The 15740-nt window shown below is 55.2% G+C and carries 29 protein-coding genes; all 29 read right to left on the bottom strand.

All coding sequences use genetic code 11. The annotated features are described in order from the left end of the window. Positions 1-103 precede the first annotated feature (103 nt). Positions 104-568 (bottom strand): bacterioferritin, encoded by a 465-nt coding sequence (bfr, locus tag HU762_RS23570; protein ID WP_024778335.1) that lies wholly within the window; start codon positions 566-568, stop codon positions 104-106. Positions 569-726: 158 nt separating this feature from the next. Next, positions 727-2175, bottom strand: coding sequence for a catalase (locus HU762_RS23565; protein ID WP_186641020.1), 1449 nt, complete (start codon positions 2173-2175; stop codon positions 727-729). Between the two features lie 239 nt (positions 2176-2414). Beyond that, complete coding sequence (rplQ, locus tag HU762_RS23560) at positions 2415-2801, bottom strand: 50S ribosomal protein L17 (RefSeq protein ID WP_003176402.1); 387 nt, start codon at positions 2799-2801, stop codon at positions 2415-2417. 42 nt (positions 2802-2843) lie between these two features. Next, positions 2844-3845 carry a DNA-directed RNA polymerase subunit alpha gene (gene rpoA, locus HU762_RS23555; RefSeq protein WP_003186012.1) on the bottom strand — a complete coding sequence of 334 codons (1002 nt, stop codon included), beginning with the start codon at positions 3843-3845 and terminating at the stop codon, positions 2844-2846. A 22-nt stretch (positions 3846-3867) separates the two neighbouring features. Then, positions 3868-4488: a 30S ribosomal protein S4 gene (gene rpsD / locus HU762_RS23550; RefSeq protein ID WP_003176404.1), complete on the bottom strand. Its 621-nt coding sequence runs from the start codon at positions 4486-4488 to the stop codon at positions 3868-3870. Between the two features lie 18 nt (positions 4489-4506). Then, positions 4507-4896 (bottom strand): 30S ribosomal protein S11, encoded by a 390-nt coding sequence (rpsK, locus tag HU762_RS23545; RefSeq protein ID WP_002555466.1) that lies wholly within the window; start codon positions 4894-4896, stop codon positions 4507-4509. A gap of 30 nt (positions 4897-4926) precedes the next feature. Beyond that, positions 4927-5283 carry a 30S ribosomal protein S13 gene (rpsM, locus tag HU762_RS23540; RefSeq protein ID WP_009045849.1) on the bottom strand — a complete coding sequence of 119 codons (357 nt, stop codon included), beginning with the start codon at positions 5281-5283 and terminating at the stop codon, positions 4927-4929. A gap of 130 nt (positions 5284-5413) precedes the next feature. Further along, on the bottom strand, positions 5414-5530 hold the full coding sequence (gene rpmJ, locus HU762_RS23535) for a 50S ribosomal protein L36 (RefSeq protein ID WP_002555468.1): 117 nt from the start codon (positions 5528-5530) through the stop codon (positions 5414-5416). Positions 5531-5560: 30 nt separating this feature from the next. Beyond that, positions 5561-6889 (bottom strand): preprotein translocase subunit SecY, encoded by a 1329-nt coding sequence (gene secY, locus HU762_RS23530; protein ID WP_047229771.1) that lies wholly within the window; start codon positions 6887-6889, stop codon positions 5561-5563. Next, the gene (gene rplO, locus HU762_RS23525; RefSeq protein WP_003186032.1) at positions 6890-7327 is read right to left on the bottom strand and encodes a 50S ribosomal protein L15; all 438 of its coding nucleotides are present in this window, start codon (positions 7325-7327) and stop codon (positions 6890-6892) included. A 3-nt stretch (positions 7328-7330) separates the two neighbouring features. Next, positions 7331-7507, bottom strand: coding sequence for a 50S ribosomal protein L30 (gene rpmD, locus HU762_RS23520; RefSeq protein WP_010438202.1), 177 nt, complete (start codon positions 7505-7507; stop codon positions 7331-7333). A 2-nt stretch (positions 7508-7509) separates the two neighbouring features. Then, positions 7510-8010 (bottom strand): 30S ribosomal protein S5, encoded by a 501-nt coding sequence (gene rpsE / locus HU762_RS23515; RefSeq protein ID WP_003186035.1) that lies wholly within the window; start codon positions 8008-8010, stop codon positions 7510-7512. A 3-nt stretch (positions 8011-8013) separates the two neighbouring features. Beyond that, the gene (gene rplR / locus HU762_RS23510; protein ID WP_003186037.1) at positions 8014-8364 is read right to left on the bottom strand and encodes a 50S ribosomal protein L18; all 351 of its coding nucleotides are present in this window, start codon (positions 8362-8364) and stop codon (positions 8014-8016) included. A 10-nt stretch (positions 8365-8374) separates the two neighbouring features. Continuing rightward, positions 8375-8908, bottom strand: a complete 534-nt coding sequence (rplF, locus tag HU762_RS23505; RefSeq protein WP_003186039.1) for a 50S ribosomal protein L6 — start codon at positions 8906-8908, stop codon at positions 8375-8377. A 12-nt stretch (positions 8909-8920) separates the two neighbouring features. Further along, the gene (gene rpsH / locus HU762_RS23500; protein WP_003186040.1) at positions 8921-9313 is read right to left on the bottom strand and encodes a 30S ribosomal protein S8; all 393 of its coding nucleotides are present in this window, start codon (positions 9311-9313) and stop codon (positions 8921-8923) included. 210 nt (positions 9314-9523) lie between these two features. Further along, positions 9524-9829: a 30S ribosomal protein S14 gene (gene rpsN / locus HU762_RS23495; protein ID WP_003186042.1), complete on the bottom strand. Its 306-nt coding sequence runs from the start codon at positions 9827-9829 to the stop codon at positions 9524-9526. Positions 9830-9842: 13 nt separating this feature from the next. Further along, positions 9843-10382: a 50S ribosomal protein L5 gene (gene rplE, locus HU762_RS23490; protein WP_003186044.1), complete on the bottom strand. Its 540-nt coding sequence runs from the start codon at positions 10380-10382 to the stop codon at positions 9843-9845. Between the two features lie 22 nt (positions 10383-10404). Next, positions 10405-10719, bottom strand: coding sequence for a 50S ribosomal protein L24 (gene rplX / locus HU762_RS23485; protein ID WP_003176416.1), 315 nt, complete (start codon positions 10717-10719; stop codon positions 10405-10407). Between the two features lie 11 nt (positions 10720-10730). Next, entirely contained in the window at positions 10731-11099 is a 369-nt protein-coding gene (gene rplN, locus HU762_RS23480; RefSeq protein WP_002555479.1) for a 50S ribosomal protein L14, read from the bottom strand. 23 nt (positions 11100-11122) lie between these two features. Then, positions 11123-11389 (bottom strand): 30S ribosomal protein S17, encoded by a 267-nt coding sequence (gene rpsQ / locus HU762_RS23475; RefSeq protein WP_003194644.1) that lies wholly within the window; start codon positions 11387-11389, stop codon positions 11123-11125. Between the two features lie 2 nt (positions 11390-11391). Further along, positions 11392-11583: a 50S ribosomal protein L29 gene (rpmC, locus tag HU762_RS23470; RefSeq protein WP_002555481.1), complete on the bottom strand. Its 192-nt coding sequence runs from the start codon at positions 11581-11583 to the stop codon at positions 11392-11394. Continuing rightward, positions 11583-11996, bottom strand: coding sequence for a 50S ribosomal protein L16 (gene rplP / locus HU762_RS23465; protein WP_003186052.1), 414 nt, complete (start codon positions 11994-11996; stop codon positions 11583-11585). The genes rpmC and rplP overlap by 1 nt, the downstream gene beginning before the upstream one ends. A 12-nt stretch (positions 11997-12008) precedes the next feature. After that, a complete protein-coding gene (gene rpsC, locus HU762_RS23460; RefSeq protein WP_003176422.1) occupies positions 12009-12695 on the bottom strand; it encodes a 30S ribosomal protein S3 in 687 nt (228 codons plus the stop codon). A 13-nt stretch (positions 12696-12708) separates the two neighbouring features. Next, positions 12709-13041: a 50S ribosomal protein L22 gene (gene rplV, locus HU762_RS23455; RefSeq protein ID WP_003103908.1), complete on the bottom strand. Its 333-nt coding sequence runs from the start codon at positions 13039-13041 to the stop codon at positions 12709-12711. Positions 13042-13052: 11 nt separating this feature from the next. After that, positions 13053-13328: a 30S ribosomal protein S19 gene (gene rpsS / locus HU762_RS23450; protein WP_002555486.1), complete on the bottom strand. Its 276-nt coding sequence runs from the start codon at positions 13326-13328 to the stop codon at positions 13053-13055. A 16-nt stretch (positions 13329-13344) separates the two neighbouring features. After that, positions 13345-14169: a 50S ribosomal protein L2 gene (gene rplB, locus HU762_RS23445; protein WP_003210080.1), complete on the bottom strand. Its 825-nt coding sequence runs from the start codon at positions 14167-14169 to the stop codon at positions 13345-13347. Positions 14170-14183: 14 nt separating this feature from the next. Further along, complete coding sequence (gene rplW / locus HU762_RS23440; protein WP_002555488.1) at positions 14184-14483, bottom strand: 50S ribosomal protein L23; 300 nt, start codon at positions 14481-14483, stop codon at positions 14184-14186. Beyond that, positions 14480-15082, bottom strand: coding sequence for a 50S ribosomal protein L4 (rplD, locus tag HU762_RS23435; protein ID WP_007896707.1), 603 nt, complete (start codon positions 15080-15082; stop codon positions 14480-14482). Before rplD ends, rplW begins: the two co-directional genes overlap by 4 nt. A 12-nt stretch (positions 15083-15094) precedes the next feature. Beyond that, entirely contained in the window at positions 15095-15730 is a 636-nt protein-coding gene (gene rplC, locus HU762_RS23430; RefSeq protein ID WP_003186059.1) for a 50S ribosomal protein L3, read from the bottom strand. Between the last annotated feature and the right edge of the window lie 10 nt (positions 15731-15740).

The following is a 15740-nucleotide window of genomic DNA, read 5'->3' as shown; positions in this document are numbered from 1 at the left end:
GCCCGTTCAACAAAAAGCCCCTGCCATCTCACGATGACAGGGGCTTTTTCGTTCCCACGCTCTGCGTGGGAATACAGCTCAGGACGCTCTGCGTTTCCTGCAATCAGAACTGCGATTGCAGGTAGTTTTCCAACCCGATCAGCTTGATCAGGCCCAACTGCTTCTCCAGCCAGTAGGTGTGATCTTCTTCAGTATCGTTGAGCTGGACTCGCAGAATCTCGCGGGTCACATAGTCATTGTGCTGCTCGCACAGCTCGATGCCCTTGCACAGCGCTGCGCGGACTTTGTATTCCAGGCGCAGGTCAGCAGCGAGCATGTCGGGCACGGTGGTGCCGATGTCCAAGTCATCCGGGCGCATGCGTGGCGTACCTTCAAGCATGAGGATGCGGCGCATCAATGCATCGGCGTGCTGAGCTTCTTCTTCCATCTCGTGGTTGATACGTTCGTAGAGCTCGGTAAAACCCCAATCCTCGTACATCCGCGAGTGGATGAAATATTGATCACGGGCTGCCAGCTCGCCGGTCAGCAACGTGTTGAGGTAATCGATTACGTCTGGGTGACCTTGCATCGCCCTACATCTCCACAAGCTTTGAAAGGCCCTAGTTTGAACCAAGCTGACTTGGAGGTCACTCGCTGATCGCAATAAAAGTGAAGAAAATCCGAGAAAAGCAGGTTAAATAACGCAAAAACCGCCCAAATGAGGGCGGTTCTGCTTCTCGTTTAGACTTAGTTAAGCTGTACGCCCAACGCCTTTGCGATACCGTCTCCATAAGCAGCGTCTGCCTTGAAGAAATGCTGCAGTTGGCGATCGACAACATCCGCCGATACACCGGCCATCGCACCAGCGATATTGCTGATCAGCAGGGCTTTCTGCTCATCGCTCATCAAGCGGAACAGCGCACCGGCATGGCTGTAGTAATCGGTGTCCTCGCGATGATCGTAACGATCCGCCGCACCACTGAGGGTCAACGCCGGCTCCGCATAACGGGGAGCCTGCTTGGGTGCTTCAACATAACTGTTAGGCTCGTAGTTCGGCGCTGCGCCGCCGTTGCTGCCGAACGCCATCGCACCGTCGCGCTGATAGGTATCGACCGGACTGCGCGGGGCATTCACTGGCAATTGCTGGTGATTGGTGCCTACGCGGTAGCGGTGTGCATCGGCATAGGCAAATACACGGCCTTGCAGCATGCGGTCAGGCGAAAGGCCCACGCCCGGCACCATGTTGCTTGGCCCGAATGCCGCCTGCTCGACCTCGGCGAAGTAATTCAACGGGTTCCGGTTGAGTTCGAGCTCGCCGACTTCGATCAATGGAAACTCTTTTTGCGACCAGGTCTTGGTCACATCAAACGGGTTTTCGTAATGAGCGGCGGCCTGAGCTTCGGTCATGACCTGAATGCACACACTCCATTTCGGGAAGTCGCCGCGCTCGATGGCGTTGAACAAGTCACGCTGGGCGTAATCCGGATCGGTGCCCGCCAAACGCGCGGCTTCGGCCGGTGCGAGGTTTTTGATCCCCTGCTTGGTCTTGTAGTGCCACTTCACCCAGTGACGCTCGCCCCGGGCGTTGATCAGGCTGTAAGTGTGGCTACCGAAGCCGTGCATGTGGCGGTAGCCGTCAGGAATCCCGCGATCGGAAAACAGGATGGTGACTTGGTGCAGTGCCTCAGGCGAGTGCGACCAGAAGTCCCACATCATTTGCGCGCTTTTCAGATTGCTCTGTGGGAGGCGCTTCTGGGTGTGAATGAAGTCCGGGAATTTCAACGGATCACGAATGAAAAATACCGGCGTGTTGTTACCGACGATGTCCCAGTTGCCTTCTTCGGTGTAGAACTTCAGCGCGAAACCGCGTGGATCGCGCTCGGTATCGGCAGAACCGCGTTCGCCACCTACCGTAGAGAAACGCAGGAAGGTAGGCGTCTGCTTACCGATCGACTCGAACAATTTCGCGCTGGTGTATTCGGTAATATCGCGGGTTACGGTGAATGTGCCGTAAGCACCTGACCCCTTGGCGTGCACGCGACGCTCGGGAATGTTCTCACGGTTGAAATGAGCAAGCTTCTCGATCAGGTGGAAGTCATCGAGCAGCAGCGGACCGCGTGGGCCGGCTGAGCGAGAGTTTTGGTTATCGGCGACAGGAGCGCCACTGGCGGTCGTAAGCGTTTTGGTCTGGCTCATGCTCAATTTCTTCCTAGGTCGGTCTTCGAACTGCCGGCTAATCGGCTGGTAGGAGTATTGATCAACAACATGACGCCTACAAATTCATTAAATTGTAGGTATCAATAGATATTCTCTACCAATAGTCCCAACGTCCATAGTGAAGCCCGCTGAGGCGTGAAAGCTTGTATGGATAACGCTTTTGTTACGCGTACAAAAAACCGGGCACTAGGCCCGGTTCTTCGTTACAGACTGTCGTCTTACTCGGCGCTTACAGCTTCGCCAGCAGTAGCACGATCAACCAATTCGACGTACGCCATAGGGGCGTTGTCGCCAGCGCGGAAACCGCACTTGAGGATGCGCAGGTAGCCACCCTCACGGGTAGCATAACGCTTGCCCAGGTCGTTGAAGAGCTTACCAACGATAGCTTTCGAACGAGTACGGTCGAAAGCCAGGCGGCGGTTAGCCAGGCTGTCTGTCTTGGCCAGAGTGATCAGCGGCTCAGCAACGCGACGCAGTTCTTTGGCTTTCGGCAGTGTAGTTTTGATCAGCTCGTGCTCGAACAGCGACACCGCCATGTTTTGGAACATGGCCTTGCGGTGCGAGCTGGTGCGGCTCAGGTGACGTCCACTTTTACGATGACGCATGGTTCATTCCTTACCAAACACAACGTTCGGTGATTACGACGATCAGGCAGTCGCCTTGTCGTCCTTCTTAAGACTTGCAGGCGGCCAGTTGTCGAGGCGCATGCCGAGGGACAGACCGCGGGAGGCCAGAACGTCCTTGATTTCAGTCAAGGATTTCTTGCCAAGGTTCGGAGTCTTCAACAGCTCTACTTCGGTACGCTGAATCAGGTCACCGATGTAGTAGATGTTTTCCGCCTTAAGGCAGTTAGCCGAACGTACAGTCAGTTCCAGATCGTCAACCGGGCGAAGCAGGATCGGATCGATCTCGTCTTCCTGCTCGACAACCACTGGCTCACTGTCACCCTTGAGGTCGACGAACGCAGCCAACTGCTGTTGCAGGATGGTTGCAGCGCGGCGGATAGCCTCTTCAGGATCCAGGGTACCGTTGGTTTCCAGATCAATAACCAGCTTGTCCAGGTTGGTACGCTGTTCGACACGGGCGTTTTCCACCACGTATGCGATACGGCGAACCGGGCTGAACGAAGAGTCGAGCTGCAAGCGACCGATGCTGCGGCTTTCGTCTTCATCGCTCTGACGCGAGTCTGCCGGTTCATAACCACGACCACGAGCTACGGTGAGCTTCATGTTCAGGGCGCCGTTAGACGCCAGGTTAGCGATTACGTGATCGGGGTTAACGATCTCGACATCATGATCCAGCTGAATATCGGCAGCGGTAACCACCCCCGAACCCTTCTTCGACAAGGTCAGCGTAACTTCGTCACGACCGTGCAGCTTGATAGCCAGACCTTTAAGGTTCAACAGGATTTCAATTACGTCTTCCTGTACACCTTCGATGGCGCTGTACTCGTGGAGCACACCGTCAATCTCGGCCTCGACTACTGCACAGCCAGGCATTGAGGACAACAGGATGCGGCGCAGCGCGTTGCCCAGGGTGTGGCCGAAACCACGCTCGAGAGGCTCGAGCGTGATCTTGGCGCGGGTTGGACTGACAACCTGCACATCAATATGGCGGGGTGTCAGGAACTCATTTACCGAAATCTGCATGGATGCACCTATTTTCTAGCCCTTACTTGGAGTAGAGCTCGACAATCAGGCTTTCGTTGATGTCGGCGGACAGATCACTGCGAGCAGGAACGTTCTTGAAAACGCCCGACTTCTTCTCAGTGTCTACTTCTACCCATTCTACGCGGCCACGTTGGGCACACAGATCGAGAGCTTGGACAATGCGAAGTTGGTTTTTTGCCTTCTCGCGAACAGCGACCACGTCACCAGCACGAACCTGGTAGGACGGAACGTTCACGGTCTGGCCGTTAACGCTGATCGACTTGTGCGATACCAGCTGACGGGATTCGGCACGAGTAGAACCGAAACCCATACGGTATACAACGTTGTCCAGACGGCATTCGAGCAGCTGCAACAGGTTTTCGCCGGTTGCGCCTTTCTTGCCAGCAGCTTCTTTGTAGTAGCCGCTGAATTGACGCTCGAGAACGCCGTAGATACGACGGACCTTCTGCTTTTCACGCAGTTGGGTGCCGTAATCGGACTGGCGACCGCGGCGTTGGCCGTGGATACCAGGTGCTGCTTCGATGTTGCACTTCGATTCGATCGCGCGCACGCCGCTCTTCAGAAAGAGATCGGTGCCTTCGCGACGAGCGAGTTTGCATTTTGGACCAATGTAACGAGCCATTCTTTACAATCTCCTGGATTACACGCGGCGCTTCTTCGGCGGACGGCACCCGTTGTGCGGGATTGGCGTCACGTCGGTGATGCTGGCGATCTTGTAGCCACAGCCGTTCAAAGCGCGGACTGCGGATTCACGACCTGGACCTGGACCTTTGACGTTGACGTCGAGGTTTTTCAGGCCGTATTCCAGCGCAGCTTGACCAGCACGCTCGGCAGCTACTTGAGCAGCGAACGGGGTGGACTTGCGGGAACCGCGGAAACCCGAACCACCGGAGGTAGCCCAGGAAAGAGCGTTACCTTGACGGTCGGTAATGGTCACGATGGTGTTGTTAAAAGAAGCATGGATGTGGGCGATGCCATCAACCACTGTCTTTTTAACTTTTTTACGAGGACGAGCAGCAGGTTTTGCCATGATTAAATTCCTGTCGATTCGCTGGGGCGATTACTTGCGGATCGGCTTACGCGGACCTTTACGGGTACGCGCGTTGGTCTTGGTACGCTGACCGCGTACTGGCAGACCACGACGATGACGCAGACCGCGATAGCAACCGAGGTCCATCAAGCGCTTGATTTTCATGTTGATTTCGCGACGCAGGTCACCTTCAGTGGTGAACTTCGCCACTTCGCCACGCAGCTGTTCAATTTGCTCGTCGCTCAGATCCTTGATCTTTGCGGCTGGGTTGACCCCAGTCTCTGCACAAATTTTCTGTGCAGTAGTGCGACCAACACCATAGATGTAGGTCAGCGAGATAACAGTATGCTTGTTATCTGGAATGTTGACGCCTGCAATACGGGCCATTCAGTGGGACTCCAATTGACAGCTACCTACGCCCCGGAAGCCAAGAAATAGGGCGCGAGATAATATCGCTGTAATAACAAATAATCAACCCGGCAGCGCACTAGCTGCCGGGCTTAAAGCACAATCACACTCAGCCTTGGCGCTGTTTGTGACGCGGTTCCGCGCTGCAAATTACCCGAACAACACCTTCGCGGCGAATAATCTTGCAGTTACGGCACAGCTTTTTCACCGATGCACGAACTTTCATCACCAACTCCTCGAACCTTATGGACGCTACTCAGCGCAACATGCCGCTGCCGTAGCCCTTCAGGTTGGCTTTCTTCATCAGGGATTCGTACTGGTGCGAAACGAGGTGCGATTGTACTTGGGACATGAAGTCCATCACAACCACGACCACGATCAGCAACGAGGTCCCGCCAAGGTAGAACGGAACGTTTGCCGCAACCACCAGGAACTGGGGAAGCAAGCAGACGGCCGTCATGTAAAGAGCACCGAACAAGGTCAAACGAGTCAGAACGCCATCAATGTAGCGTGCGGACTGCTCACCAGGACGGATACCCGGAATAAAGGCACCGGACTTCTTCAGGTTTTCCGCTACGTCTTTCGGATTGAACATCAACGCCGTATAGAAGAAGCAGAAGAAAATAATCCCTGCACTAAACAGCAGAATATTCAACGGCTGACCAGGAGCGATCGACTGCGAGATGTCCTGCAACCAGCCCATACCTTCAGACTGGCCGAACCAGGCACCCAACGAAGCCGGGAACAGCAAGATGCTGCTCGCGAAAATGGCCGGGATTACGCCGGCCATGTTCACCTTCAACGGCAAGTGGCTGGTCTGCGCAGCAAATACCTTGCGGCCCTGCTGACGCTTGGCGTAGTGAACAGCAATACGACGCTGACCACGCTCAATGAACACCACGAAACCGATAATCGCTACTGCCAGCAAACCGATGGCAACCAGGGCGAAGATGTTGATATCACCCTGACGCGCAGACTCGAAAGACTGCCCAATCGCCCTCGGAAGACCGGCGACGATACCTGCGAAGATCAACATCGAGATACCGTTGCCAACACCACGCTCAGTAATCTGCTCACCCAGCCACATCATGAACATCGCACCCGCCACAAAAGTGGTTACCGCGACGAAATGGAAGCCAAAGTCACCAGTGAACGCTACGCCCTGCCCCGCCAGACCGATGGACATGCCAACAGCCTGGACAAGAGCAAGAACGACGGTGAGGTAGCGGGTGTACTGGCTGATCTTGCGACGGCCAGCTTCACCTTCCTTCTTCAACTGCTCCAGCTGCGGGCTGACGGCGGTCATCAATTGCATGATGATCGATGCCGAGATGTACGGCATGATCCCCAGTGCAAAAATGCTCATCCGTTCCAGCGCGCCGCCGGAAAACATGTTGAACAAGCTAAGAATGGTCCCCTCATTCTGTCGAAACAGGTCCGCGAGTCGGTCCGGGTTGATACCTGGAACCGGGATGTGTGCGCCTATTCGGTAGACGATAATCGCCAGGAACAGAAAACGCAGACGAGCCCAGAGTTCAGACATACCGCCTTTGCCGAGCGCAGAGAGAGCACCTTGCTTAGCCATTTATTCCTCGAACTTGCCGCCAGCTGCTTCGATAGCCGCACGCGCACCTTTGGTGGCGCCGATTCCCTTTCCGATGGTGACAGCACGAGCAACTTCGCCCGACAGCATGATTTTCACACGCTGTACGTTCTGGTTGATCACATTGGCATCCTTCAGGGACTGCACGGTGACGATGTCGCCGTCCACTTTGGCCAGTTCGGACAGACGCACTTCTGCGCGGTCCATGGCTTTCAGGGAAACGAAACCGAATTTCGGCAGGCGACGATGCAGCGGCTGTTGACCGCCTTCAAAGCCTGGAGCGATGGTGCCACCGGAGCGGGAGGTCTGACCTTTGTGGCCACGGCCACCGGTCTTGCCCAAACCACTACCGATACCACGGCCCGGACGATGCTTTTCGCGACGGGAACCCGGCGCTGGACTCAGATCATTGAGTTTCATCGATTAACCCTCGACACGCAGCATGTAGTAAGCCTTGTTGATCATCCCGCGATTCTCGGGAGTATCCAGGACTTCTACAGTGTGACCGATGCGACGCAGACCCAAACCCTTAACGCACAATCTGTGGTTAGGGATGCGGCCGGTCATGCTTTTGATCAGCGTAACTTTTACGGTAGCCATGATCAGAAGATCTCCTTGACGCTTTTGCCACGCTTGGCGGCAATGGATTCAGGAGACTGCATTGCTTTCAAACCCTTGAAAGTGGCGTGAACCACGTTTACTGGGTTAGTCGAGCCGTAGCACTTGGCCAGAACGTTCTGAACGCCAGCAACTTCGAGGACAGCACGCATAGCGCCGCCAGCGATGATACCGGTACCTTCAGAAGCAGGCTGCATGTACACCTTCGAAGCGCCATGGGCGGACTTCATTGCGTACTGCAGGGTGGTGCCGTTCAGATCAACCTGGATCATGTTGCGGCGAGCAGCTTCCATTGCCTTCTGGATCGCAGCAGGCACTTCACGCGACTTGCCACGGCCGAAGCCAACACGGCCCTTACCATCACCAACCACGGTCAACGCGGTGAAAGTGAAGATACGGCCGCCTTTAACGGTTTTGGCTACGCGGTTAACTTGAACCAGCTTCTCGATGTAGCCTTCGTCGCGCTTTTGGTCGTTATTTGACATAACTTAGAACTCCAGCCCAGCTTCACGAGCAGCATCAGCCAGCGCCTTGACGCGGCCGTGGTACTTGAAGCCAGAGCGGTCGAAAGCCACCTGCGAGACGCCAGCGGCTTTAGCACGCGTAGCGACCAGCTGGCCAACCTTAGTGGCCGCGTCGATGTTGCCAGTGGCACCATCACGCAGTTCTTTATCCAAAGTCGAGGCACTTGCCAGGACTTTGTTGCCGTCGGCCGAAATGACCTGGGCGTAGATGTGCTGCGACGAGCGGAACACGCAGAGACGCACGACTTCGAGTTCGTGCATTTTCAGGCGTGCTTTGCGAGCGCGACGCAGTCGAGTAACTTTTTTGTCGGTCATTTGCTATGCCCTACTTCTTCTTGGCTTCTTTACGACGGACGACTTCGTCCGCGTAGCGCACACCTTTGCCTTTGTACGGCTCTGGTGGACGGAAGTCGCGGATCTCGGCGGCCACTTGACCTACCAGCTGCTTGTCGATGCCCTTGATCAGGATATCGGTCTGGCTAGGAGTCTCAGCGGTGATGCCTTCCGGCAGTTCATAATCCACTGGGTGCGAGAAGCCAAGAGCCAGGTTCAGCACTGTGCCTTTTGCTTGCGCTTTGTAACCAACACCGACCAGCTGGAGCTTGCGCTCGAAGCCTTGGCTTACGCCTTGGACCATGTTGTTTACCAACGCACGAGTGGTACCAGCCATTGCGCGAGTCTGTTGATCGCCATTGCGAGCAGCGAAACGCAGCTCACCAGCTTCTTCAACGATCTCAACGGACGAATGGATGTTCAGTTGCAGAGTGCCCTTGGCACCCTTCACCGAAAGCTGTTGGCCTGCGAATTTGACTTCGACACCGGCTGGCAGCTTAACGGGGTTCTTAGCGACGCGTGACATGCTTATCCCCCCTTAGAACACAGTGCAAAGAACTTCGCCGCCGACACCGGCAGCGCGCGCAGCACGATCCGTCATCACACCTTTGTTGGTGGAGACGATAGACACACCGAGACCGCCACGAACTTTTGGCAGATCATCGACGGACTTGTACTGACGCAGGCCAGGACGGCTAACGCGCTTCACTTCCTCGATGACCGGACGGCCTTCGAAGTACTTCAGCTCGATGGACAGCAGAGGCTTGATTTCGCTGCTGATCTGATAACCCGCAATGTAACCTTCGTCCTTCAGGACTTTGGCAACAGCTACCTTCAACGTAGAAGATGGCATGCTTACGACGGACTTTTCAGCCATCTGGGCATTACGGATACGAGTTAGCATGTCCGCTAACGGGTCCTGCATACTCATGGGCTAGACGCTCCTAATACACAAAAAATTAGCCTCTCGGCTAGTACGTGTCGCCGAGCGCATCCGTGCGATAAAAGCACGGGCTCAGGCGAGCCGGGTATTCTAGACACACCCCACAAATGAATCAAGCCCCAAAAGGGGCTTGATTCAAGTTCAAGGTCACCGACGGTCAGGATCTTGCGATTCCGAACGCCGCGACTTTGACAGTGCTTACCAGCTGGCTTTAACCAGACCTGGAACGTCACCACGCATTGCAGCTTGACGCAGCATGTTACGGCCGAGGCCGAACTTGCGGTACACGCCGTGCGGACGACCAGTCAGGCGGCAGCGGTTACGCATGCGCGAGGCGCTGGCGTCACGTGGCTGCTTCTGCAGTGCTACGGTAGCTTCCCAACGTGCTTCTGGACTTGCGTTCAGATCCACGATGATCGCTTTCAGCGCTGCACGCTTGGTGGCGTACTTGGCAACGGTGAGCTGACGCTTCAGCTCACGGTTCTTCATGCTCTTCTTGGCCATTTTCCTACTCCAATCAGTTGCGGAACGGGAATTTGAAAGCGCGCAGCAATGCGCGACCTTCGTCATCCGTCCGAGCAGTGGTGGTCAGGGTAATGTCCAGACCGCGGAGAGCGTCGATCTTGTCGTAATCGATTTCCGGGAAAATGATCTGCTCTTTTACGCCCATGCTGTAGTTGCCACGACCATCGAAGGACTTGGCATTCAGGCCGCGGAAGTCGCGAACCCGAGGCAGGGAGATCGACAGCAGACGATCCAGGAACTCGTACATACGCTCACGGCGCAGGGTCACTTTGACGCCGATCGGCCAACCTTCACGGACTTTAAAGCCAGCGATGGATTTCCGAGCGTAAGTCACAACGACTTTCTGACCGGTGATCTTTTCCAGGTCGGCAACAGCGTGCTCGATGACTTTTTTGTCGCCGATCGCTTCGCCCAGACCCATGTTCAGGGTGATTTTGGTAACGCGCGGAACTTCCATCACGTTCGAAAGCTTAAGTTCTTCCTTAAGTTTCGGTGCGATTTCCTTCCGGTAAATCTCTTTTAGTCGTGCCATGGTCTCATCTACCTAGCAGTGTTCAAGCATCAACCGCTTTTTGGGTCGACTTGAAGACACGAATTTTCTTGCCGTCTTCTACTTTGAAACCAACGCGGTCAGCCTTGTTGGTTTCGCCGTTGAAAATGGCGACGTTAGAAGCATCCAGTGGAGCTTCTTTTTCGACGATACCGCCCTGCACGCCCGACATCGGGTTAGGCTTGGTATGACGCTTGACCAGGTTCAGACCGCCAATAACCAGACGGTTGTTAGCGAGAACCTTAAGCACCTTACCGCGCTTACCTTTGTCTTTGCCGGCGATCACGATGATCTCGTCGTCACGACGAATCTTTTGCATGTCGGATCTCCTTACAGCACTTCTGGGGCGAGCGAGACGATCTTCATGAACTTCTCAGTACGAAGTTCACGGGTCACTGGCCCAAAGATACGGGTGCCGATTGGCTCTTGCTTGTTGTTCAGCAGAACAGCAGCGTTGCCATCAAAGCGGATGATGGAGCCGTCAGCACGACGAACACCATGGCGAGTGCGGACTACAACAGCAGTCATCACTTGACCTTTCTTCACCTTGCCGCGAGGAATTGCTTCCTTGACGGTAACTTTGATGATGTCACCGATACCAGCGTAACGACGATGGGAGCCACCCAGCACCTTGATGCACATAACACGGCGAGCGCCGCTGTTATCGGCCACATCGAGCATGGATTGAGTCTGAATCATATAATTTCTCCGACCCCTAGCCCTTAGACTTCCACAGCGCGTTCGAGAACATCAACCAGCGCCCAAGACTTGGTCTTGGCCATCGGACGAGTTTCACGAATAGTGACTTTGTCGCCGATGTGGCACTGATTGGTTTCGTCGTGCGCGTGCAGCTTAGTCGAACGCTTAACGTATTTACCGTAGATCGGGTGCTTAACGCGACGCTCGATCAGAACGGTGATGGTTTTGTCCATCTTGTCGCTGACAACACGGCCAGTCAGCGTACGGACAGTTTTTTCGGCTTCAGCCATGATTACTTACCTGCCTGCTGGTTGAGCACAGTTTTCACGCGAGCGATGTCACGCTTAACTTGCGAGAGCAGATGAGACTGCCCCAACTGGCCAGTTGCCTTCTGCATACGCAGATTGAACTGGTCGCGCAGCAGGCCGAGCAGTTGCTCGTTCAGCTGCTGTGCTGATTTTTCACGAAGTTCATTCGCTTTCATCACATCACCGTCCGTTTAACAAAGGAGGTGGCGAGCGGCAGCTTTGCAGCAGCCAGGGCGAAAGCCTCACGCGCCAGCTCTTCAGAAACACCCTCGATTTCATACAGGACTTTGCCTGGCTGAATCTGGGCAACCCAGTACTCCACGTTACCCTTACCTTTACCCATCCGAACTTCGAGTGGCTTCTTGGTGACAGGCTTGTCCGGGAATACACGGATCCAGATCTTGCCGCCACGTTTTACGTGACGGGTCAGAGCACGACGCGCTGACTCGATCTGACGAGCGGTGAGACGACCACGAGCAACAGACTTCAGCGCGAACTCGCCGAAGCTGACTTTGCTACCGCGCAATGCCAGGCCACGGTTGTGACCGGTCATCTGCTTGCGGAACTTCGTACGCTTTGGTTGCAACATTTGGCGTACCCCTTACTTAGCAGCTTTTTTACGAGGCGCTGGTGCTTGTGGTTTCAGTTCTTCTTGGCGACCACCAATTACTTCGCCTTTGAAGATCCAAACCTTTACACCGATCACACCGTAAGTGGTGTGAGCTTCGTAGTTGGCATAGTCGATGTCGGCACGCAGGGTGTGCAGAGGCACACGACCTTCGCGATACCATTCAGTACGTGCGATTTCAGCACCGCCGAGACGACCGCTCACTTGGATTTTGATGCCTTTGGCACCAATGCGCATTGCGTTCTGTACAGCGCGCTTCATAGCGCGACGGAACATTACGCGACGCTCCAGCTGCTGAGCTACGCTCTGCGCAACCAGCATACCGTCGAGCTCCGGCTTGCGGATCTCTTCGATATTGATGTGCACAGGCACACCCATTTGCTTGGTCAGGTCCTGACGCAGCTTCTCAACATCTTCACCTTTCTTCCCGATAACGATACCTGGACGAGCGGTGTGGATGGTGATGCGTGCAGTCTGCGCCGGACGATGGATATCGATACGGCTTACGGACGCGCTTTTTAGTTTGTCTTGGAGATACTCACGCACCTTCAGATCAGCGAACAAATAGTCCGCATAAGTCCGACCGTCTGCGTACCAGACGGAGGTGTGCTCCTTGACGATTCCCAGGCGAATGCCAATGGGATGTACTTTCTGACCCATCTCTTCGACTCCGTTACTTGTCAGCAACCTTGACAGTGATATGGCAAGACCGCTTGACGATGCGATCAGCACGGCCTTTGGCACGTGGCATGATGCGCTTCAGCGAACGCCCTTCGTTGACGAAAACGGTGCTGACCTTCAGGTCATCAACGTCTGCGCCTTCGTTATGCTCGGCGTTGGCTACGGCCGACTCCAGCACTTTCTTCATGATCTCGGCGGCTTTCTTACTGCTGAAAGCCAACAGGTTGAGCGCTTCGCCCACCTTCTTCCCGCGGATCTGGTCGGCGACCAAGCGGGCTTTCTGGGCGGAGATTCGAGCGCCCGACAACTTAGCGGCTACTTCCATTTCCTAACCCCTTAACGCTTGGCTTTCTTGTCAGCCACGTGCCCACGATATGTGCGGGTACCGGCGAACTCGCCCAGTTTGTGGCCGACCATGTCTTCGTTCACGAGAACTGGGACGTGCTGGCGACCGTTGTGTACTGCGATGGTCAGACCGACCATTTGTGGCAGGATCATCGAACGACGCGACCAGGTCTTAACTGGTTTGCGATCGTTCTTTTCCGCCGCCACTTCGATCTTCTTCAGTAGGTGAAGATCAATAAAAGGACCTTTTTTCAGAGAACGTGGCACTGTCGTATCCCTCTATTTACTTGCGACGACGGACGATCATTTTGTCGGTACGCTTATTACCACGAGTCTTCGCGCCCTTAGTCGGGAAGCCCCATGGCGATACCGGATGACGACCACCAGAGGTACGACCTTCACCACCACCATGTGGGTGGTCAACCGGGTTCATGGCAACACCACGAACGGTTGGGCGAACGCCACGCCAGCGCTTGGCACCAGCTTTACCCAACGAACGCAGGCTGTGCTCGGAGTTCGAGACTTCGCCCAGGGTCGCACGGCATTCAGCCAGTACTTTACGCATCTCACCAGAACGCAGACGCAGGGTCACGTAGACACCTTCACGAGCGATCAGCTGAGCCGAAGCACCAGCGGAACGAGCGATCTGTGCGCCTTTACCTGGCTTCAATTCGATGCCGTGTACGGTGCTACCAACTGGAATGTTACGCAGTTGCAGAGCGTTGCCCGGCTTGATCGGTGCCAGGGCACCTGCGATCAGCTGGTCGCCAGCACTCACGCCTTTAGGGGCGATGATGTAGCGACGCTCGCCATCTGCGTACAGCAGCAGAGCGATGTGAGCAGTACGGTTTGGATCGTATTCGATACGCTCGACGGTGGCAGCGATGCCATCCTTGTCGTTGCGACGGAAGTCGACCAGACGATAATGCTGCTTATGGCCACCACCGATGTGACGCGTGGTAATACGACCATTGTTGTTACGACCACCAGTCTTCGATTTTTTCTCGAGCAGCGGTGCGTGAGGAGCGCCTTTATGCAGCTCCTGGTTGACCACCTTGACCACAAAACGGCGGCCAGGGGAAGTCGGTTTGCATTTAACGATTGCCATGATGCACCCCTTCCTTACTCAGCACTGCTGCTGAAATCGAGATCTTGGCCTGGCTGAAGGGAGATAACTGCCTTCTTCCAGTCATTACGCTTGCCCAGACCGCGAGCAGTGCGCTTGCTCTTACCCAGAACATTCAGGGTAGTAACACGCTCTACTTTCACGCTGAACAGGCTTTCGACGGCCTTCTTGATTTCCAGCTTGGTTGCGTCAGTTGCAACCTTGAAAACGAACTGGCCTTTCTTGTCAGCCAGAACCGTAGCCTTCTCGGAAACGTGCGGGCCGAGCAGAACTTTAAATACGCGTTCCTGGTTCATCCCAGCAGCTCCTCGAATTTCTTCACGGCCGACACGGTGATCAACACCTTGTCGTATGCGATCAGACTAACTGGATCGGAACCTTGCACGTCACGTACATCAACGTGTGGCAGGTTGCGAGCAGCCAGGTACAGGTTCTGATCAACTACTTCAGACACGATCAAGACGTCAGTCAGGCCCATGCCGGTCAGTTTGTTCAGCAGATCTTTGGTCTTCGGTGCATCAACAGCGAAGTCCTGAACCACGACCAGACGATCAGTACGCACCAGCTCAGCAAGGATGGAACGCATTGCTGCGCGATACATCTTCTTGTTCAGCTTCTGGGTGTGATCCTGAGGACGAGCTGCGAAAGTGGTACCGCCGCCACGCCAGATTGGGCTACGGATAGTACCGGCACGAGCACGGCCAGTACCTTTCTGACGCCACGGGCGCTTACCGCCACCACGAACGTCGGAACGGGTCTTTTGCTGCTTGCTACCTTGACGGCCGCCGGCCATGTAGGCCACGACTGCTTGGTGAACCAGCGTCTCGTTGAATTCGCCGCCAAATGTCAGTTCGGAAACTTCGATCGCTTGAGCGTCATTTACATTTAATTGCATGTCAGCTTCCCCTTAACCGCGAGCCTTGGCTGCTGGACGTACAACCAAGTTGCCGCCAGTAGCGCCAGGAACAGCGCCCTTGACCAACAACAGATTGCGTTCAGCGTCCACGCGCACTACTTCGAGGGACTGCACGGTCACGCGCTCAGCGCCCATATGACCGGACATTTTTTTGCCCTTGAATACACGACCAGGAGTCTGGCACTGGCCGATAGAGCCTGGAACGCGGTGGGACACGGAGTTACCGTGGGTATTATCTTGCCCGCGGAAGTTCCAACGCTTGATCGTACCCTGGAAGCCTTTACCCTTGGACTGACCGGTTACATCAACCAGTTGGCCAGCGGCGAAGATTTCAGCGTTGATCAGATCGCCGGCCTGGTACTCGCCTTCTTCAAGGCGGAATTCCATTACGGTACGACCAGCGGCAACGTTCGCCTTGGCGAAGTGGCCAGCTTGAGCAGCTGTAACACGCGAAGCGCGACGCTCGCCGACAGTGACTTGCACTGCACGATAGCCATCGGTCTCTTCAGTTTTGAACTGGGTGACGCGATTCGGCTCGATCTCAATGACCGTGACCGGAATGGAGACACCTTCTTCGGTGAAAATACGGGTCATACCGCATTTACGACCGACTACACCAATAGTCATGTTGTAAACC

This window comes from Pseudomonas sp. SWRI92 (genome assembly GCF_014268685.1).
Classification (GTDB): Bacteria; Pseudomonadota; Gammaproteobacteria; order Pseudomonadales; family Pseudomonadaceae; genus Aquipseudomonas; species Aquipseudomonas marvdashtae.
The sequence above is the reverse complement of the archived record's forward strand: the minus strand, read 5'-3'. Positions and strand labels throughout refer to the sequence as shown.

Coding starts and splice junctions, on each gene's coding strand:
- bfr (WP_024778335.1), bottom strand. CDS start 568: ATGCAAGGTCACCCAGACGTAATCGATTACCTCAACACGTTGCTGACC.
- HU762_RS23565 (WP_186641020.1), bottom strand. CDS start 2,175: ATGAGCCAGACCAAAACGCTTACGACCGCCAGTGGCGCTCCTGTCGCC.
- rplQ (WP_003176402.1), bottom strand. CDS start 2,801: ATGCGTCATCGTAAAAGTGGACGTCACCTGAGCCGCACCAGCTCGCAC.
- rpoA (WP_003186012.1), bottom strand. CDS start 3,845: ATGCAGATTTCGGTAAATGAGTTCCTGACACCCCGCCATATTGATGTG.
- rpsD (WP_003176404.1), bottom strand. CDS start 4,488: ATGGCTCGTTACATTGGTCCAAAATGCAAACTCGCTCGTCGCGAAGGC.
- rpsK (WP_002555466.1), bottom strand. CDS start 4,896: ATGGCAAAACCTGCTGCTCGTCCTCGTAAAAAAGTTAAAAAGACAGTG.
- rpsM (WP_009045849.1), bottom strand. CDS start 5,283: ATGGCCCGTATTGCAGGCGTCAACATTCCAGATAACAAGCATACTGTT.
- rpmJ (WP_002555468.1), bottom strand. CDS start 5,530: ATGAAAGTTCGTGCATCGGTGAAAAAGCTGTGCCGTAACTGCAAGATT.
- secY (WP_047229771.1), bottom strand. CDS start 6,889: ATGGCTAAGCAAGGTGCTCTCTCTGCGCTCGGCAAAGGCGGTATGTCT.
- rplO (WP_003186032.1), bottom strand. CDS start 7,327: ATGAAACTCAATGATCTGAGTCCAGCGCCGGGTTCCCGTCGCGAAAAG.
- rpmD (WP_010438202.1), bottom strand. CDS start 7,507: ATGGCTACCGTAAAAGTTACGCTGATCAAAAGCATGACCGGCCGCATC.
- rpsE (WP_003186035.1), bottom strand. CDS start 8,010: ATGTCAAATAACGACCAAAAGCGCGACGAAGGCTACATCGAGAAGCTG.
- rplR (WP_003186037.1), bottom strand. CDS start 8,364: ATGACCGACAAAAAAGTTACTCGACTGCGTCGCGCTCGCAAAGCACGC.
- rplF (WP_003186039.1), bottom strand. CDS start 8,908: ATGTCACGCGTCGCTAAGAACCCCGTTAAGCTGCCAGCCGGTGTCGAA.
- rpsH (WP_003186040.1), bottom strand. CDS start 9,313: ATGAGTATGCAGGACCCGTTAGCGGACATGCTAACTCGTATCCGTAAT.
- rpsN (WP_003186042.1), bottom strand. CDS start 9,829: ATGGCCAAGAAGAGCATGAAGAACCGTGAGCTGAAGCGTCAGCTCACC.
- rplE (WP_003186044.1), bottom strand. CDS start 10,382: ATGGCACGACTAAAAGAGATTTACCGGAAGGAAATCGCACCGAAACTT.
- rplX (WP_003176416.1), bottom strand. CDS start 10,719: ATGCAAAAGATTCGTCGTGACGACGAGATCATCGTGATCGCCGGCAAA.
- rplN (WP_002555479.1), bottom strand. CDS start 11,099: ATGATTCAGACTCAATCCATGCTCGATGTGGCCGATAACAGCGGCGCT.
- rpsQ (WP_003194644.1), bottom strand. CDS start 11,389: ATGGCTGAAGCCGAAAAAACTGTCCGTACGCTGACTGGCCGTGTTGTC.
- rpmC (WP_002555481.1), bottom strand. CDS start 11,583: ATGAAAGCGAATGAACTTCGTGAAAAATCAGCACAGCAGCTGAACGAG.
- rplP (WP_003186052.1), bottom strand. CDS start 11,996: ATGTTGCAACCAAAGCGTACGAAGTTCCGCAAGCAGATGACCGGTCAC.
- rpsC (WP_003176422.1), bottom strand. CDS start 12,695: ATGGGTCAGAAAGTACATCCCATTGGCATTCGCCTGGGAATCGTCAAG.
- rplV (WP_003103908.1), bottom strand. CDS start 13,041: ATGGAAGTAGCCGCTAAGTTGTCGGGCGCTCGAATCTCCGCCCAGAAA.
- rplB (WP_003210080.1), bottom strand. CDS start 14,169: ATGGCAATCGTTAAATGCAAACCGACTTCCCCTGGCCGCCGTTTTGTG.
- rplW (WP_002555488.1), bottom strand. CDS start 14,483: ATGAACCAGGAACGCGTATTTAAAGTTCTGCTCGGCCCGCACGTTTCC.
- rplD (WP_007896707.1), bottom strand. CDS start 15,082: ATGCAATTAAATGTAAATGACGCTCAAGCGATCGAAGTTTCCGAACTG.
- rplC (WP_003186059.1), bottom strand. CDS start 15,730: ATGACTATTGGTGTAGTCGGTCGTAAATGCGGTATGACCCGTATTTTC.